Source organism: Pseudomonas sp. PA15(2017) (assembly GCF_001945395.1).
Classification (GTDB): Bacteria; Pseudomonadota; Gammaproteobacteria; order Pseudomonadales; family Pseudomonadaceae; genus Aquipseudomonas.
Map to the genome: position 1 here is coordinate 71,463 of NZ_MSXV01000059.1, position 16,796 is coordinate 88,258.

Sequence of the window (16,796 nt, forward strand, 5' to 3'; positions counted from 1 at the left end):
TGGGCTGACAAGCAAACATCTGACACATGAATAAATGTTGAAAAAACCCGGCGGTGCCCCATCTAACCTTCAACGTCAATGGACAGGTGCCGCATGAACGACCCGCACGATATCGAGATCGCTTCGGAGCAAACCAGCCACAGCCTGATGCTGCCCGGCCAGAACCTGCCGGACAAACTCTATGTGATTCCGATCCATAACCGCCCCTTCTTCCCGGCGCAGGTGCTGCCGGTGATCGTCAATGAAGAGCACTGGGCGGAAACCTTGGAGCTGGTCAGCAAGACCGAGCACAAGACCCTGGCGTTGTTCTACGTCGACAAGCCGGTCACCGACCCCCGCCACTTCGACACCTCCAGTCTGCCTGAGCACGGCACCGTGGTGCGTGTGCACCATGTCAGCAACGACGACGGCAAGCTGCAGTTCGTGGCCCAGGGCCTGACCCGGGTGCGCATCCGCGGCTGGCTCAAGCACCATCGCCCGCCGTACCTGGCCGAGGTCGACTACCCACGCAACCCCAACGACGGGCGCGACGAGGTCAAGGCCTACGCCATGGCGCTGATCAACGTGATCCGCGAGCTGCTGCCGCTCAACCCGCTGTACAACGAAGAGCTGAAGAACTATCTCAACCGCTTCAGCCCTAACGACCCTTCGCCGCTCACCGACTTCGCCGCCGCCCTGACCACGGCGCAATCCAAGGTGCTGCAGGAAGTGCTCGACACCGTGCCGATTCTCAAGCGCATGGAGAAGGTGCTGCCGCTGCTGCGCAAGGAAGTCGAGGTCGCGCGCCTGCAGAACGAGCTCTCCGACGAGGTGAACCGCTCGGTAGGCGAGCACCAGCGCGAGTTCTTCCTCAAGGAACAGCTGAAGATCATCCAGCAGGAACTGGGCATCACCAAGGATGACCGCAGTGCCGACGCCGAGCAGTTCAGCCAACGCCTGGAAGGCAAGACCCTGCCCGAGCAGGCACGCAAGCGTATCGACGAGGAGATGAACAAGCTCTCCGTGCTGGAAACCGGCTCGCCGGAGTACGCCGTCACCCGCAATTATCTGGACTGGGCCACCAGCGTGCCCTGGGGCGTGGTCGGCAAGGACAAGCTGGACCTCAAGCACGCGCGCAAGGTGCTCGACGATCACCATGCCGGCATGGACGACATCAAGCAGCGCATCACCGAATTCCTCGCCGTTGGCGCCTTCAAGGGCGAGATCGCCGGCTCCATCGTGCTGCTGGTCGGCCCGCCGGGCGTGGGCAAGACCAGCATTGGCAAGTCCATCGCCGAATCTCTGGGCCGGCCGTTCTACCGGTTTTCGGTGGGCGGCATGCGTGACGAGGCCGAGATCAAGGGCCATCGCCGCACCTACATCGGCGCCCTGCCCGGCAAGCTGGTGCAGGCGCTCAAGGAGGTCGAGGTGATGAACCCGGTGATCATGCTCGACGAGATCGACAAGATGGGCAGCAGCTTCCAGGGCGACCCGGCCTCGGCACTGCTGGAGACCCTCGACCCGGAGCAGAACGTCGAATTCCTCGACCACTACCTCGACCTGCGCCTGGACCTCTCCAAGGTGCTGTTCGTGTGCACCGCCAACACCCTGGACTCGATTCCCGGTCCGCTGCTCGACCGTATGGAAGTGGTGCGCCTGTCCGGCTACATCACCGAGGAAAAGCTGGCCATCGCCAAGCGCCACCTGTGGCCCAAGCAGCTCGACAGGGCGGGGGTTTCGAGCAAGCAGCTGTCGATCAGCGACAGCGCCCTGCGCGCCCTGATCGAAGGCTATGCCCGCGAAGCCGGCGTGCGCCAGTTGGAGAAACAGCTCGGCAAGCTGGTGCGCAAGGCCGTGGTCAAGCTGCTCGAAGCCCCGCAAACCAAGGTCAAGATCGCTGCCAAGGATCTGGAAGGCTACCTGGGCATGCCGGTATTTCGCAGCGAGCAGGTGCTGTCCGGCGTCGGCGTGATCACCGGTCTGGCCTGGACCAGCATGGGCGGCGCCACGCTGCCGATCGAGGCGACGCGCATTCATACGCTGAACCGCGGCTTCAAGCTCACCGGCCAGCTTGGCGAGGTGATGAAGGAGTCGGCGGAGATCGCCTACAGTTACGTCAGCTCCAACCTGAAGACCTACAAGGGCGACCCGACCTTCTTCGACCAGGCGTTCGTGCACATGCACGTGCCCGAGGGCGCCACGCCCAAGGACGGGCCGAGCGCCGGCGTTACCATCGCCAGCGCGCTGCTCTCCCTGGCCCGTAACCAGGTACCGAAAAAGGGCGTGGCGATGACTGGCGAGCTGACCCTGACCGGCCAGGTACTGGCCATTGGTGGAGTGCGCGAGAAAGTCATCGCCGCGCGCCGCCAGAAGATCCACGAGCTGATTCTGCCCGAGGCCAACCGTGGCTCTTACCAAGAGCTACCGGACTATCTCAAGCAGGGCATCACCGTGCATTTCGCCAAGCGCTTCAGCGACGTCGCCAAGGTGCTGTTCGACTGACGGGCCTCTCGCCCTGCCCTTGCTGCTGCAAGGGCAAGCGCAGGCGCGGCGCTCGGTCACCCGCATACCCGTTACTTGACGACCTCCGCCGCTGCGTCGGCGAGCCCTTCGCGCATACGCTGCGCGTCGGCCACGAAATGGCGGCTTGCCTTCAGCAGGGCCAGCATGGTCAGCAACAGGGCTACCGGCACCAGATAAAGGGCATCGTGCAGGCCAATGCCCTTGGAGGTTTCGCTCATCTCGTCGGCACCGGCTGCGAGCATGGCCGCCGAGGAAAAGTGGTCGGATAGCAGCCCCACGGCAATTGGCCCCAGGCCACCACCGAGCAAATACAGGCCGGCGAAATACAGCGCCATGGCGGTCGCTCGCAGGCGTGGCTCGATCACGTCCTGAATCGCGGTGTAAACGCAGGTGTAGAAGTTGTAGGCAAACAGCCAACCGAGGCTGAACAGCGCCACGAACACACCGATCTCGACACGTCCCGCATGCAGTGCATAACCGGTGCTCAGGGTGGCGACGAGCATGCTGACGGCAGCGAGCAGCAACCGCCCGTTGCGGTATTTCTGGTGAATCCGGTCCGCGACCCAGCCACCCAGCGTCAGGCCAACCAGGCCGGTAAGGCCGACGATCACCCCAGTGGCCACGGCGGCCTCCTGCAGCGGCAACAGGAAATAACGTTGTAGCATTGGCACCAGAAACGAATTGCAGGCGTAGGTGGCAAAGTTGAACGCCAGGCCAGCCAGCACCAGCCACCAGAACGTGGGAACGCGCAGCACCTTGCGCAGCGGCTGACTGACCGGGGTGGCGGCCACCTGAATGTCTTCGGCAGCCCCGCGGCGCGGCTCCCTGATCAGAAAGATGAACACCGCCAGGATCAGCCCGGGTACCGCGGCAATGAAGAATGGCGCGCGCCAGCTGTCGAATGCGGCGACCAGCGCACCGATGGTGAAGAACGCCAGCAACAACCCAACGGCAGGCCGAGCATGAAGATTCCCATGGCCCGCGCGCGCTTGTGAGCCGGGAACAGGTCGCCAATCAGAGAATTGGCAGCCGGTGCATAGCTGGCCTCGCCGATCCCGATGCCCATACGGATCAGCAGAAAGCTCCAGTAATTCCAGGCCAGCCCGTTCACCGCGGTCAGCGCGCTCCAGGCGGCCAGCCCCCACCCCATGATCTTGCGGCGCGAGCCAGTATCGGCCATGCGCCCCAACGGCAAGCCCGCGATGGCGTACACCAGGGTGAACGCGGTGCCGATCATGCCCAGCTGAAAATCACTCAGCCGCCACTCCATGCGGATGGGCTCGATGATGATCGCGGGAATGGTGCGGTCGAAGAAATTGAACAGGTTGGCGAGAAACAACAGGAACAGGATGCGCCACGCATTCGCGGCTTGCTGGGTCTGCGACATGACGGTGCTCTCTTATTGTTGTTGGAAGCCGAGCCGTTGCCGACCCTGGCACTCGCATCTTGGCCGCTAACGGCTGGCAGCCCCACGATCATTCGTGATGGTTATAGGTGGCGATGGCGCCAGCGTTCCGGCGTGCAGAGAAATCAGGTAGATCGAAACGAGATTTGCGCTGTCTGAACCCGGTCTGGACGCCGAAGGCTACGCATTCAACATCTGGCGCTCCGTTCGTGATCGACGCGCCAGACACAAGGCATTAAGGAGAATGGGGATGCCCCGCACCGACAAGGAACATTTCATCGGGCTCGAGTGGCTGCGTTTCATACTCGGCCTGTACATCGTGGTCTTCCACACCCTGCACAACTACCCCGAGCAGAAGTTGCCGATCATCAAGCAGCTGAGCAGCGTGGGCTTCTTCGCCACCAGCACCTTCTTCGTGCTGTCCGGCTTTCTGCTCGCGCACGTCTACTGCCAGCGCGGCCAGTTGCGCGAGCCGGCGGTGAGCTTCTGGAGCAAGCGCTTCGCCAACCTCTACCCGCTGCACATCTTTTCGCTGCTGCTGACCATCTCGGTGATCTTCGTGATCAGCAGCCTGGGCATTCCGCCGGACGACACCAAGGCCAGCATCCGCTTCGTGGTGTACGACACCAACGAAGACATGACCGATATCTCGCGCACCACCCTCGAGCACTTCATGAGCAATGGCGAGCTGGCCCTCAACAGCCTGCTGCAACTGACCATGCTGCAAGCCTGGAACCCCTTCTACCTGACGTTCAACGCACCGCTGTGGTCGATTTCCACGCTATTCTTCTTCTACCTTACCTTTCCCTTCGTGGCGCCGCGCCTGGCGCGCCTGAAGCACAAGGTGCTGTGGATCGGCGTGCTGACGCTGATCTACCTGATTCCGCCGGCGCTGGTAATTCTCAACGGTGACTACGGCATGCCGTTCACCGGCATCCTGCACCGCAACCCGCTGGTACGCCTACCCGAGTTTCTCGCCGGCATTCTCGCCTACGGCCTGTTCCGCGACCTAAAGGATGCCGGCCGCACGCCGGGGGCAGGCGCCATCGGGCTGATGATTGCCGCCGTGCCGGCCAGCTTCTTCACGGCTGCCTGGCTGATCGAAGGCCCGCAATTCTGGTACTACCTGCTGCACAACGGCCTGCTGTTGCCGGTGCAGATCATGCTGATCTATCTCTGCGCACTGGCGCCTTCGCCGGACAACCAGCGGCTGTGGCGCTGGTCGCAGCGCCTGGGCGCCGCCTCATTGCCCTTGTTCGTGCTGCACGTGCCGGCCTTCACCCTGTTCTCCCGCTCGGAAAAGCTGCTGAGCGTGGCGTCCGGCGAGTGTTTCGCCAACTGGGCCGAATGCGCCGTGCGCGCTGGCGAGCAGGACCTGTCGATCGTCTTCTACCCGCTGTTCCTGCTGCTGACGGTGATTCTCTGCGTCTGGGCCCAGGAAAAGGCCGTGGTGCCGACCCGCAAACGGCTGCTCAAGTGGCTGCCCGTGCGGCGTAGCACAGCCTGAGGAAAACGGAAGGAAATTCCCAGGAATCATCTGCAAAGGCGACGGTCGGAAGGAGATGTTCGGCCGACCGTGCCGCTGTTTCTTACTGTTTTCTGGAGGGATCCGTGATCCTCAAAACCGTCAAGGCATCTGTCCGCCACAGCATGCTTCCAGCTGCGCTGTGCCTGGCCTGCACCACCTCGCTGTTCAGTGCTCAGGTGCTGGCTTTCTCCCTCGATGATGTGGCTTCGCAAGCCAAAGGCCTGCTGGACAAACCTTACGCCGCGCCCGCCAGCAACCTGCCCAGAGAACTGCGCACCCTGTCGTTCAAGGATTACCAGCAGATCAAGGCGCGTGAAGACAAGTACGAATGGGCCGACGGCAAGACGCCCTTCAAGCTGAGCTTTTATCACCAGGGCATGCACTTCGAGACCCCGGTGAAGATCAACGAAGTGACCGCCACCAGCGTCAACGAGATCAAGTACGATCCGGAGCGCTTCGACTTCGGCGACATCAAGGTCGACAAGGATGCCACCAAGGATCTGGGCTACGCGGGCTTTCGCGTCATGTACCCGATCAACGAGAAGGACAAGCTCGACGAGATCATGAGCCTGCTCGGCGCCAGCTACTTCCGTGTGGTCGGCAAGGATCAGGTCTACGGCACCTCGTCCCGTGGCCTGGCCATCGATACCGCACTGCCCAGCGGCGAAGAATTCCCCTATTTCCGCGAGTTCTGGATCGAGCGCCCGAAAGCCGGCGACAAGCATCTGGTGATCTTCGCCCTGCTCGACTCGCCGCGCGCCACCGGCGCCTACCGCTTCATCCTGCGTCCGGGCAAGGATTCGGTGGTCGATGTCAAATCCAAGGTATTCCTGCGCGAGAACGTCACCAAGCTGGGCGTCGCCCCGCTGACCAGCATGTTCCTGTACGGCAGCAACCAGCGCTCCGCCAAGGCCAATTACCGCCCTGCCCTGCACGACGCCAACGGCCTGGCGATCCACACCGGCAGCGACGAGCACATCTGGCGCCCGCTGAACAACCCACAGAACCTGGCGGTGAGCACCTTCGAAGTGCAGAACCCGAAAGGTTTCGGCCTGCTGCAACGCGGCCGCGACTTCGCCCAGTACGAAGACCTGGACGATCACTACGAACAACGCCCCAGCGTGTGGCTCGAGCCCAAGGGCGAATGGGGCAAGGGCAAGGTCGAACTGGTGGAAATCCCCACCCCGGACGAAACCAACGACAATATCGTCGCCTTCTGGACACCTGACGAGCAGCCCAAGCCGGGCGAGCCGATGGCGTTCGACTATCGCATGCACTGGACCAAGGACGAGCGCGCCCAGCTGGGTCAGGACATCGCCTGGGTCAAGCAGACCATGCGCAGCGCCGGTGAAGTCAAGCAGCCCAACCTGACCCGCAAGCTCGATGGCAGCATCGCCCTGCTGGTCGACTTCCAAGGCCCGTCGCTGGAAGCGCTCAAGCCCGATGCCGCAGTGACCAGCAACTTCAGCATCAACGACAACGCCGAGGTGCTGGATAACCAGTTGCAGTACAACAAGGCCACCAAAGGCTGGCGCATGACGGTGCGCCTCAAGGTCAAGGATGCCAAGCAAGCGGTGGAAATGCGCGCGGCCCTGGTCGAGGGTGACAAGACCCTCAGCGAGACCTGGAGCTATCAACTCCCGCCCAATACGGTTGCCCCCCAATGAAAACCACCGAGCAGTCCGCCCTGGACGAGTACCTGGACAGCCTGCCTCTGAGTGCCACCGAGCGCCAAGCGCTGGCTGATTGTCGCGACTTCACCGAACTGCACGGCCGCCTCGGCGGTGTGCCGGCGGCCGAAGCCGAAGAGGCCGTGCATAAATCCGCTGCCCGGCGTATCGAACTCGGCGCGGGCGAGCCTCTGGAAGCCAACGGCCTGCTCTCGCTCGATGCTGCCGGGCGGCCGATCCTGAGGGCGGCCCCGCCGCTCAATCGCACCAAGATGACCCCCGAGCCATGGCGCACCAACCTGCTGACCCGCGGCTTTCGCTCGCTGTTCGGCAAGAGCAACCCGCCACGCCCGCCCAAGCGCGAGCTGGAACCGGCCCGTTGGCGCCGGGTCGGTTCGCTGCGTCGCTACGTGCTGCTATTGCTGATGCTCGGCCAGACCGCCGTTGCCACCTGGTACATGAACAGCATCCTGCCCTACCAGGGCTGGTCGCTGATCAACCTGCAGGAGGTGATGGAGCAAGGCTGGCAGGAAAGCTTCTTCCAGGTGCTGCCCTACCTCGTGCAGGGCAGCATTCTGGCGTTGTTCTCACTGCTGTTCTGCTGGGTATCGGCAGGTTTCTGGACGGCCCTGATGGGCTTCTGGGAATTGCTGCGCGGCTACGACCGCTATGGCATTTCCGGCAGCAGCGCGGGCGACGAGCCGATCGACCCGAAGGCCCGCACCGCGATCATCATGCCGATCTGCAACGAGGACGTACCCCGGGTGTTCGCCGGCCTGCGCGCCACCTACGAGTCGGTGAAAGCTTCCGGCGAGCTGGACCAGTTCGACTTCTTCGTGCTCAGCGACACCGGCGATGCCGACATTGCCGTAGCCGAGCAGCGCGCCTGGCTGGAGCTGTGCCAGGAGACCGAAGGCTTCGGCAATATCTTCTACCGCCGCCGTCGCCGCCGCGTGAAGCGCAAGAGCGGCAACATCGACGACTTCTGCCGCCGCTGGGGTGGCGACTACCGCTATATGGTGGTGCTCGACGCCGACAGCGTGATGAGCGGCGAATGCCTGACCAAACTGGTGCGGCTGATGGAGGCCAACCCCCAGGCCGGCATCATCCAGACCTCGCCCAAGGCCGCGGGCATGAACACCCTCTATGCACGCCTGCAGCAGTTCGCCACCCGCGCCTACGGCCCGCTGTTCACCGCCGGCCTGCATTACTGGCAGCTGGGCGAGTCCCATTACTGGGGACACAACGCGATCATCCGCATGCAGCCGTTCATCGAGCACTGTGCCCTGGCGCCGCTGCCGGGCAAGGGTTCGTTCGCTGGCGCGATCATGTCCCACGACTTCGTCGAGGCGTCGCTGATGCGCCGCGCTGGCTGGGGGGTATGGATCGCCTACGATCTGCCGGGCAGCTATGAAGAACTGCCGCCCAACCTGATCGACGAGCTGCAGCGCGATCGGCGCTGGTGCCACGGCAACCTGATGAACTTCCGCCTGTTCCTGGTCAAGGGCATGCACCCGGTGCACCGCGCGGTGTTCCTCACCGGCGTGATGTCCTACCTGTCAGCGCCGCTGTGGTTCATGTTCCTGCTGCTCTCCACCGCCCTGCTGGCGATCCACACGCTGATGGAGCCACAGTACTTCCTGGTCCCCGGCCAGCTTTTCCCGGTGTGGCCACGCTGGAATCCACAGCTGGCGGTGACGTTGTTTTCCACCACCCTGACCTTGCTGTTCCTGCCCAAGCTGCTGGCCGTCATCCTGATCTGGGTCAAGGGCGCCAAACCCTATGGTGGTGCTTTCAAGGCGACGCTGAGCATGCTCCTGGAAATGCTCTTCTCGGTGCTACTGGCGCCGGTGCGCATGCTGTTCCACACCATGTTCGTCACCGCCGCCTTCCTGGGCTGGTCCGCCACCTGGAACTCACCGCAGCGCGACAACGGCATCACCACCTGGGGTGACGCCACGCGCCGTCATGGCTGGCAGGCATTGCTGGGCATGGCCTGGATGGCCGGCGTGGCCTGGCTCGACCCGAACTTCCTGTGGTGGTTGTCGCCTATCGTGGTATCGCTGATGCTGTCGATCCCGGTGTCGGTATTCTCCAGCCGCCTGAGCCTGGGCCTGGGCAGCAAGAAGGCCGAGCTGTTCCTGATTCCCGAGGAATCCAACCCGCCCCAGGAGCTGCTGTCCACCTACGCCTACACGCGGCACAACCGCGAGCACGCTATGGAAAACGGCTTCATCGAAGCAGTGCTGCGGCCCTTCCCCAATGCCCTGGCTTGCGCCATGGCGACGGCGCGTCATGGCCAGGCACCGCTGCTCGAACAGGCGCGTCAGCGTGCCCTGAGCGAGGCTCTGGAACTGGGTCCGAAAAAACTCGACGGCAAGCGCAAGCTGGCGCTGTTGAGCGACCCGGTGCTGCTGGCGCGCCTGCACGCGCAACTGTGGCAACAGGCCGAGCAGCACCCGCTGTGGCGCCATGCCTACAACCAGAGTGCGCCGGCCCAGCCAAGACATGACAACCAGGCGCTCAAGCTGGCGCCGGTTGGCAGCGCCTCACCCCTGGTCAACTGACCGCCAGGCGGTCATCCAGCCCAGGCTGGCACGGGTATCGCTCTCTTCGGGGCGGTACTCGGCGCCCAGCCAGCCGCGGTAGGCGGCGCTCTCCAGTGCATTGCGCACAGCCGTGAAATCGATACTTCCCTTGCCAGGCGCACCACGTCCCGGACAGTCGGCAAATTGCACGTGGCCGATCCGCCCGGCCAGCGTTTGCACCGCCACCACCGGATCGATCCCCTGCCGCGCCATGTGATAGATATCCAGTTGCGCCCGGAAATTATCGTGGTCGACGGCAGCCAGCAACGCCTGCAAGTGCTGCGGCGTGTTGACCAGAAAGCCCGGCATGTCGAGGGGGTTGATCGCCTCACTGACCACACCGATGCCGAGTAGGCCAAAGGCCTCGGCCGCTTTACCGACATTGCCGGCCAGAGCGTCCAGCGCCTGCTCACGATCGAGCCCCTCTGCCAGGCGACCGGGCAACACATTGACGAGCTGCGGGCGCACCATGGCCGCGTAGGTCAATGCGACCTCGAGCGCCTCGTCGAATGCGGCCTGGCGCGCCGGTACCGCCGCCAGCCCAGGCCCGCCGGCGAGAAAGTCGCCGCCTGGAAAATTCATCAGCACCAATGGCAGCCCTGCCCGTTCCAGTTCGCCCTTCAGGCGCAACGCCGGCACCTCGTAAGGAAACTGGATTTCCACGCCATCGAAACCCGCCGCGGCGGCTGCCACGATGCGTTCGAGCAGGGGCCGCTCGGTGAACAGCATCGTCAGATTGGCGGATAGCTTCATGCACGACTCCTCTTCTCGGAAACGGTACTAACGGTGGAGGACGGCACTAAAAACCTGTTCATAATCTTTCGGTCCAGGCTCGCCGATTTTGGCCGCCGAGTGGTAGCGGCCGTTCACCGATCCACTGTGGGAGCGCGCCATGCCCGCAAAGAAATCTCGGGCATGGCCTGGGCGTCCTCGCCCGCTCCCACAGATGCTGCGCCAATGACCGCTTCTGCCATGTAGTTGCCGCTTCAGGCGCATAACGATCGTGAGCGGGTCCTAAAGGCCGTCCTTTTCGAGATGATCAAGGTCGACCGGATCGCCACTGTGGGCATCCAGGCGATGACGGATATCCTCGAACATCTGGTCGAACGCCTCGTGCTCATGGCTGATCAACACCACGCTGGTGGGCAGGCCGTGCTTGTGAGCCAGGCGGCTGACCACACTGGCGAAGTTGAAGGCGGTATCGCGGTGCAGCTCGAAGGCCTCCTCGAATGCCGTACCGTCGATCTCGCCCTTCATGGACATGTGCAGCATCGGCCCCTCGGCCGCATCCTGACGGATGTCGTAATGCAGGTCGATGGCGTAGACCGGAACGTCACCAGTCGCCACGCTGTTACTGCGATGAAAATGGCCGGGCTCGAACATGGGCTGTCTCCTGCGCTGAAGGATCGACCGAAACCGCGATCGGCATTGGACTCCTCAACATAGACCGTCGCGGCACATGGTGATGCGATTGCGAAAGCGCACCACAAAAGCGCACATAAAGCACCAATAGTGGGCATACTCGACACACGACTAGCGCTGCAAATACCCATGGCAGAGGGTTTGATACGCTCGTTTGAACTCAGTGCTTCTTTTCGGCGCGTTCCTGCACCAGTACCCAAGGCGCGACGACCACGGCCCACAACGACGGATCACGGGTGAGCAGATCCTGGGCAAGGCTATCATCCAGCACCGCGATACGCCCGGCATTCAGCCATGCGGCGACCTCATCCTTGCGATTCTCGGCAAGCGCTTCGGCTACCTCGATCAGGTCCTGATCGCTGTCGACCCAGAGCAGTGATCCACGAGCGAAGAACGGTTGCAGTTCCTGCCAGGTGATGGCAGCGGTTTCGCCGAGCAATTTGGCATAGAGGGTGCTTGGTTGTTCGTTCATGGCAGTTCCGTATTTCGATGGCCGTTTTTTGACGGCCGCCATGATAACGACGGACGGCTGACAGACAAGGGACTGTCAACCGCCCGGCGGTCAGGAACTAGCCGTTTTTCTATACATTTCTTGTAATTACGCGACATTCTTACCGATCTCTTTCGACTGCCGACTTTCCAAGGCGCAAATCTGCGCTCTACACTGTATCGGTACAGTTGCCGGGGGTATGGCCGGAAGTCGACTCCGGTTCTGCAGCTTTGGCTACCAGAACTACAACAAAACACAACGAGTGGAGCACTATGAACAACGCTACTAAGCAGATTTCCAAGCTGTTCGCCGCTATGGCCCTGGCTGGCTGCGCCAGCTACTCGGTCGCCGCCGACACCATCAAGATCGCCATGGCTGGTCCGGTGACCGGTGCCGTCGCTCAGTACGGTGAAATGCAGTTCGTCGGTGCCAAGATGGCCATCGAGCAGATCAACAAGGCCGGTGGCGTGAACGGTGCTCAGCTCGAAGGCGTGGTCTATGACGACGCGTGCGATCCCAAGCAAGCCGTGGCCGTCGCCAACAAGATCGTCAACGATGGCGCCAAGTTCGTCGTTGGTCACCTGTGCTCCAGCTCCACTCAGCCGGCTTCGGACATCTACGAAGACGAAGGCATTCTGATGATCACCCCGGCTGCCACCAGCCCGGAAATCACCGCCCGTGGCTACGAGCTGATCTTCCGCACCATCGGCCTGGACAGCCTGCAAGGCCCGACCGCCGGTAGCTTCATCGCTGACCACATCAAGCCGAAGAACGTCGCCGTCATCCACGACAAGCAGCAGTACGGTGAAGGCATCGCCAGCGCCGTGAAGCAGACCCTGGAATCCAAGGGCGTGAAAGTCGGCGTGTTCGAAGGTATCAATGCCGGCGACAAGGACTTCTCCTCGCTGATCGCCAAGCTCAAGCAGCAGGGCATCGACTTCGTCTACTACGGCGGCTACCACCCGGAACTGGGTCTGCTGCTGCGTCAGTCCAAGGAAAAGGGTCTCGACGTCCGCTTCATGGGCCCCGAAGGCGTAGGCAACAAGGAAATCTCGGCTATCGCTGGCCCGGCTTCCGAAGGCCTGCTGGTGACCCTGCCGCAATCCTTCGACCAGGACCCGAAGAACCAGGCGCTGGTCGAGGCCTTCAAGGCCAAGAAAGAGGACCCGAGCGGTCCGTTCGTGTTCCCGGCCTACGCTGCCGTTCAGGTCATCGCCGGCGGCATCGAGAAAGCCGGTAGCACCGACACCGCCGAAGTAGCCGCAGCCCTGCGCGCCAACACCTTCGAAACCCCGACCGGCACCCTCGGTTTCGACGAGAAAGGCGACCTGAAGAACTTCAACTTCGTGGTTTACGAATGGCACCAGGACGGCACCAAGTCCGAAGCCAAATAAGCCCCCCGCCTGAGCCTAAAGCCCACTGCACGCGCAGTGGGCTTTGTTTATTTAGAAAGAATTCCGGTTTCGCGCTGCGCCACAAGCGCTGCCGTGCGCGCAAACCCAGGAGTTAGGCAATGCCTGATCTTTATCACTACCTGCAACAGCTGCTCAACGGCCTGACCGTCGGCAGTACCTATGCCCTCATCGCCATTGGCTACACCATGGTGTACGGCATCATCGGCATGATCAACTTCGCCCACGGCGAGGTTTACATGATCGGATCCTACGTCGCCTTCATCGCCATCACCCTACTGGCGATGATGGGCCTCGACAGCCTGCCACTGATCATGATCTGCGCCTTCGCGGCGAGCATCATCGTCACCAGTGCTTTCGGTTACAGCATCGAACGGGTCGCCTACCGGCCGCTACGCGGCGGCAACCGGCTGATCCCGCTGATTTCGGCGATCGGCATGTCGATCTTCCTGCAGAACGCCGTGATGCTTTCCCAGGACTCCAAGGACAAGGCCATCACCAACCCGTTGCCCGGTAACTTCGTGTTCGGTGAGAGCGCCATGAACGGCGTGGTGATCTCCTACATGCAGGTGCTGATCTTCGTGGTCACCTTCCTGACCATGATCGGCCTGACCCTGTTCATCTCCCGCTCCCGCCTGGGCCGCGCCTGCCGCGCCTGCGCCGAGGACCTGAAGATGGCCAACCTGCTGGGCATCAACACCAACAACATCATCGCCCTGACCTTCGTCATCGGCGCTGCCCTGGCAGCCATCGCGGCGGTGCTGCTGGGCATGCAATACGGGGTGATCAACCCGCACCTGGGCTTCCTGGCCGGCATCAAGGCGTTCACCGCCGCGGTACTCGGCGGCATCGGCAGCATTCCAGGCGCCGTGCTCGGTGGCCTGGTACTCGGCGTGGCCGAAGCCTTCGGCGCCGACATCTTCGGCGACCAGTACAAGGACGTCGTGGCCTTCAGCCTGCTGGTACTGGTGCTGCTGTTCCGCCCGACCGGCATCCTTGGCCGTCCGGAGGTTGAAAAGGTATGAGCAAGAACCTCAAGACCGCCCTGTTCAGCAGCATCCTGCTGCTGCTGATCTCCTACCCGATCCTGGGCCTCAAGCTCAGCGTCGTCGGCATCAGCCTGCAGGTGCAAGGCGCCAGTGCTAAGACCCTGTGGACCATCGGCATCGCCGCTGCACTGCTGTTCGTCTGGCACCTGGTGCTGCGTGACCGCCTGCTCGGCGGTGAAAAGCTCAAGGGCGCGCTGCCGAGCATTCCGGCGAACCTCAAGGACACCCTGACCCTGCCCAGCGTGCAGCGCTGGATCATGCTCGCACTGTTCGTGGTGGCCCTGGCCTGGCCGTTCTTCGGCTCCCGCGCCGCGGTGGACATCGCCACGCTGATCCTCATCTACGTGATGCTGGGCATCGGCCTGAACATCGTGGTCGGCCTCGCTGGTCTGCTCGACCTGGGTTATGTCGGCTTCTACGCCGTGGGGGCCTACACCTACGCGCTGCTCGCCGAGTACGCCGGGTTCGGCTTCTGGACGGCATTGCCGATAGCGGGCCTGATGGCCGCCACCTTCGGTTGCCTGCTGGGTTTCCCGGTACTCAGGCTACGGGGTGATTACCTGGCCATCGTGACCCTGGGCTTCGGTGAAATCATCCGCATCATGCTGCGCAACCTCACCGACATCACCGGCGGCCCGAACGGCATCAGCTCGATTCCCAAGCCGGAACTGTTCGGCCTGTCCCTCGATCGTCGCGCGCCGGATGGCGGCCAGACCCTGCACGATTTCCTCGGCATCGCCTACAACTCCACCTACAAGGTGATCTTCCTCTACCTGATCGCCCTGCTGCTGGTATTGCTGGCCATCTTCGTGATCAACCGCCTGATGCGCATGCCGATCGGCCGCGCCTGGGAAGCGCTGCGCGAAGACGAAATCGCCTGCCGCGCCCTAGGCCTGAACCCGACCACGGTCAAGCTCTCGGCCTTCACCATTGGCGCCAGCTTCGCCGGTTTCGCCGGCAGCTTCTTCGCCGCCCGCCAGGGCCTGGTGACGCCGGAATCGTTCACCTTCATCGAGTCGGCGATGATCCTTGCCATCGTCGTGCTCGGCGGCATGGGCTCGCAACTCGGCATCATCTTCGCCGCCATCGTGATGACCCTGCTGCAGGAGATGCGCGACTTCAACGAGTACCGCATGCTGATATTCGGTCTGACCATGATCGTGATGATGATCTGGCGTCCGCAGGGCCTGATGCCCATGCAGCGCCCACACCTGGAGTTGAAACAACGATGAGCCGCCCGATTCTAGAAGTGAGCGGCCTGTCCATGCGTTTTGGCGGCCTGCTGGCCGTCAACGGGGTCAGCCTCTCGGTCAATGAAAAACAGGTAGTGTCGATGATCGGCCCGAACGGCGCCGGCAAGACCACCGTGTTCAACTGCCTGACCGGTTTCTACAAGCCGACCTCGGGCAGCATCCACCTGGGTGGCGAGCAGATCGAAGGCCTGCCGGGCCACAAGATCGCCCGCAAGGGTGTGGTGCGCACGTTCCAGAACGTTCGCCTGTTCAAGGAAATGACCGCGGTGGAAAACCTGCTGGTCGCCCAGCACCGCCACATCAACACCAACTTCCTGTCCGGGCTGTTCAAGACCCCGGCGTTTCGCCGCAGCGAACGCGAGGCCATGGATTACGCCGCGCATTGGCTGGAACAGGTCAACCTGACCGAATTCGCCAACCGCACTGCCGGCACTCTGGCCTACGGTCAGCAGCGCCGTCTGGAGATCGCCCGCTGCATGATGACCCGACCGAGCATCCTGATGCTCGACGAGCCGGCCGCCGGCCTCAACCCGCGGGAAACCGACGACCTGAAAGCGCTGATCGGCGTGCTGCGTGACGAGCACAACGTGACCGTGCTGCTGATCGAGCACGACATGAAGCTGGTCATGAGCATTTCCGACCATATCTTCGTGATCAACCAGGGCACGCCCCTGGCCGACGGCACGCCACAGCAGATCCGCGACAATCCGGACGTGATCAAAGCCTACCTGGGGGAAACTTGATGCTGTATTTCGACAACGTTTCCACCTTCTACGGCAAGATCCAGGCGCTGCACGGCGTCAGCGTGGAGGTGCGCCAGGGTGAGATCGTCACCCTGATCGGCGCCAACGGCGCCGGCAAATCCACCCTGCTGATGACCCTGTGCGGCACACCCCAGGCCACCAGCGGCAGCATCCGCTACCAGGGTGAAGAGCTGGTCGGCATGGAAACCCCGCAGATCATGCGCAAGAGCATCGCCGTGGTACCGGAAGGCCGCCGCGTGTTCGCCCGCCTGACCGTCGAGGAAAACCTCGCCATGGGCGGCTTCTTCGGCAACAAGGCGGATAATCAGGAGCAGCTGGACAAGGTGCTGCACCTGTTTCCGCGCCTGAAGGAGCGCCTGGTGCAGCGCGCCGGCACCATGTCCGGCGGCGAACAGCAAATGCTCGCCATCGGCCGGGCGCTGATGAGCAAGCCCAAGCTGCTGCTGCTCGACGAGCCGTCGCTGGGCCTGGCGCCGATCATCATCCAACAGATCTTCGACATCATCGAACAGCTGCGCAAGGACGGTGTGACGGTGTTTCTGGTCGAGCAGAACGCCAACCAGGCGCTCAAGCTCGCCGACCGTGGCTACGTGCTGGAGAACGGCCGGATCGTCATGCAGGGCAGTGGCCACGATCTGCTGAATGACCCGAAAGTACGCGATGCCTATCTAGGCGGCTAGAAACCGCCTCGGCTTGGCTTCCCGCGTCGCTCT

At 62.8% G+C, this 16,796-nt stretch carries 12 protein-coding genes and 1 pseudogene; 9 read left to right on the forward strand and 4 right to left on the reverse strand.

Annotated features, from left to right (window positions below):
• Positions 1-93: 93 nt before the first annotated feature.
• Positions 94-2,481, forward strand: a complete 2,388-nt coding sequence (gene lon, locus BVH03_RS24490) for an endopeptidase La (RefSeq protein WP_075963628.1) — start codon at positions 94-96, stop codon at positions 2,479-2,481.
• A gap of 71 nt (positions 2,482-2,552) precedes the next feature.
• Here the strand turns inward: lon and BVH03_RS24495 are convergent.
• Positions 2,553-3,889: pseudogene (locus BVH03_RS24495) on the reverse strand (spinster family MFS transporter).
• A gap of 268 nt (positions 3,890-4,157) precedes the next feature.
• Here BVH03_RS24495 and BVH03_RS24500 point away from each other — a divergent pair.
• From BVH03_RS24500 to mdoH, 3 genes are all read left to right on the forward strand, one after another.
• Complete coding sequence (locus tag BVH03_RS24500) at positions 4,158-5,414, forward strand: acyltransferase (protein ID WP_075963629.1); 1,257 nt, start codon at positions 4,158-4,160, stop codon at positions 5,412-5,414.
• A 143-nt stretch (positions 5,415-5,557) separates the two neighbouring features.
• Positions 5,558-7,102, forward strand: a complete 1,545-nt coding sequence (locus BVH03_RS24505; protein WP_075963750.1) for a glucan biosynthesis protein G — start codon at positions 5,558-5,560, stop codon at positions 7,100-7,102.
• A complete protein-coding gene (gene mdoH / locus BVH03_RS24510; RefSeq protein ID WP_075963630.1) occupies positions 7,099-9,672 on the forward strand; it encodes a glucans biosynthesis glucosyltransferase MdoH in 2,574 nt (857 codons plus the stop codon). Before BVH03_RS24505 ends, mdoH begins: the two co-directional genes overlap by 4 nt.
• Here the strand turns inward: mdoH and BVH03_RS24515 are convergent.
• The 3 genes from BVH03_RS24515 to BVH03_RS24525 form a co-directional block, all read right to left on the reverse strand.
• Positions 9,655-10,446: a hydroxypyruvate isomerase family protein gene (locus BVH03_RS24515; RefSeq protein ID WP_075963631.1), complete on the reverse strand. Its 792-nt coding sequence runs from the start codon at positions 10,444-10,446 to the stop codon at positions 9,655-9,657. The genes mdoH and BVH03_RS24515 overlap by 18 nt on opposite strands.
• 261 nt (positions 10,447-10,707) lie before the next feature.
• Positions 10,708-11,076, reverse strand: a complete 369-nt coding sequence (locus BVH03_RS24520) for a DUF5064 family protein (RefSeq protein WP_075963632.1) — start codon at positions 11,074-11,076, stop codon at positions 10,708-10,710.
• A 199-nt stretch (positions 11,077-11,275) separates the two neighbouring features.
• On the reverse strand, positions 11,276-11,587 hold the full coding sequence (locus BVH03_RS24525; protein ID WP_075963633.1) for a DUF2288 domain-containing protein: 312 nt from the start codon (positions 11,585-11,587) through the stop codon (positions 11,276-11,278).
• Positions 11,588-11,877: 290 nt separating this feature from the next.
• Between BVH03_RS24525 and BVH03_RS24530 the strand changes: the two genes are divergently transcribed.
• The 5 genes from BVH03_RS24530 to BVH03_RS24550 all read left to right on the forward strand — a co-directional run bounded on the left by BVH03_RS24530 (position 11,878) and on the right by BVH03_RS24550 (position 16,763).
• Entirely contained in the window at positions 11,878-12,999 is a 1,122-nt protein-coding gene (locus BVH03_RS24530; protein ID WP_075963634.1) for a branched-chain amino acid ABC transporter substrate-binding protein, read from the forward strand.
• Between the two features lie 119 nt (positions 13,000-13,118).
• A complete protein-coding gene (gene livH / locus BVH03_RS24535; protein ID WP_075963635.1) occupies positions 13,119-14,042 on the forward strand; it encodes a high-affinity branched-chain amino acid ABC transporter permease LivH in 924 nt (307 codons plus the stop codon).
• Entirely contained in the window at positions 14,039-15,298 is a 1,260-nt protein-coding gene (locus tag BVH03_RS24540) for a high-affinity branched-chain amino acid ABC transporter permease LivM (protein ID WP_075963636.1), read from the forward strand. The genes livH and BVH03_RS24540 overlap by 4 nt, the downstream gene beginning before the upstream one ends.
• The gene (gene livG / locus BVH03_RS24545) at positions 15,295-16,062 is read left to right on the forward strand and encodes a high-affinity branched-chain amino acid ABC transporter ATP-binding protein LivG (RefSeq protein ID WP_075963637.1); all 768 of its coding nucleotides are present in this window, start codon (positions 15,295-15,297) and stop codon (positions 16,060-16,062) included. The genes BVH03_RS24540 and livG overlap by 4 nt, the downstream gene beginning before the upstream one ends.
• Complete coding sequence (locus tag BVH03_RS24550) at positions 16,062-16,763, forward strand: ABC transporter ATP-binding protein (RefSeq protein ID WP_075931190.1); 702 nt, start codon at positions 16,062-16,064, stop codon at positions 16,761-16,763. The genes livG and BVH03_RS24550 overlap by 1 nt, the downstream gene beginning before the upstream one ends.
• Positions 16,764-16,796: the final 33 nt, after the last annotated feature.

Bases quoted from the DNA above. Each gene is read 5' to 3' on its own strand.
- BVH03_RS24515 (WP_075963631.1), bottom strand. From the start codon at position 10,446: ATGAAGCTATCCGCCAATCTGACGATGCTGTTCACCGAGCGGCCCCTG.
- BVH03_RS24525 (WP_075963633.1), bottom strand. From the start codon at position 11,587: ATGAACGAACAACCAAGCACCCTCTATGCCAAATTGCTCGGCGAAACC.
- livH (WP_075963635.1), top strand. From the start codon at position 13,119: ATGCCTGATCTTTATCACTACCTGCAACAGCTGCTCAACGGCCTGACC.
- BVH03_RS24505 (WP_075963750.1), top strand. From the start codon at position 5,558: ATGCTTCCAGCTGCGCTGTGCCTGGCCTGCACCACCTCGCTGTTCAGT.
- BVH03_RS24550 (WP_075931190.1), top strand. From the start codon at position 16,062: ATGCTGTATTTCGACAACGTTTCCACCTTCTACGGCAAGATCCAGGCG.
- BVH03_RS24530 (WP_075963634.1), top strand. From the start codon at position 11,878: ATGAACAACGCTACTAAGCAGATTTCCAAGCTGTTCGCCGCTATGGCC.
- livG (WP_075963637.1), top strand. From the start codon at position 15,295: ATGAGCCGCCCGATTCTAGAAGTGAGCGGCCTGTCCATGCGTTTTGGC.
- lon (WP_075963628.1), top strand. From the start codon at position 94: ATGAACGACCCGCACGATATCGAGATCGCTTCGGAGCAAACCAGCCAC.
- BVH03_RS24540 (WP_075963636.1), top strand. From the start codon at position 14,039: ATGAGCAAGAACCTCAAGACCGCCCTGTTCAGCAGCATCCTGCTGCTG.
- BVH03_RS24500 (WP_075963629.1), top strand. From the start codon at position 4,158: ATGCCCCGCACCGACAAGGAACATTTCATCGGGCTCGAGTGGCTGCGT.
- mdoH (WP_075963630.1), top strand. From the start codon at position 7,099: ATGAAAACCACCGAGCAGTCCGCCCTGGACGAGTACCTGGACAGCCTG.
- BVH03_RS24520 (WP_075963632.1), bottom strand. From the start codon at position 11,076: ATGTTCGAGCCCGGCCATTTTCATCGCAGTAACAGCGTGGCGACTGGT.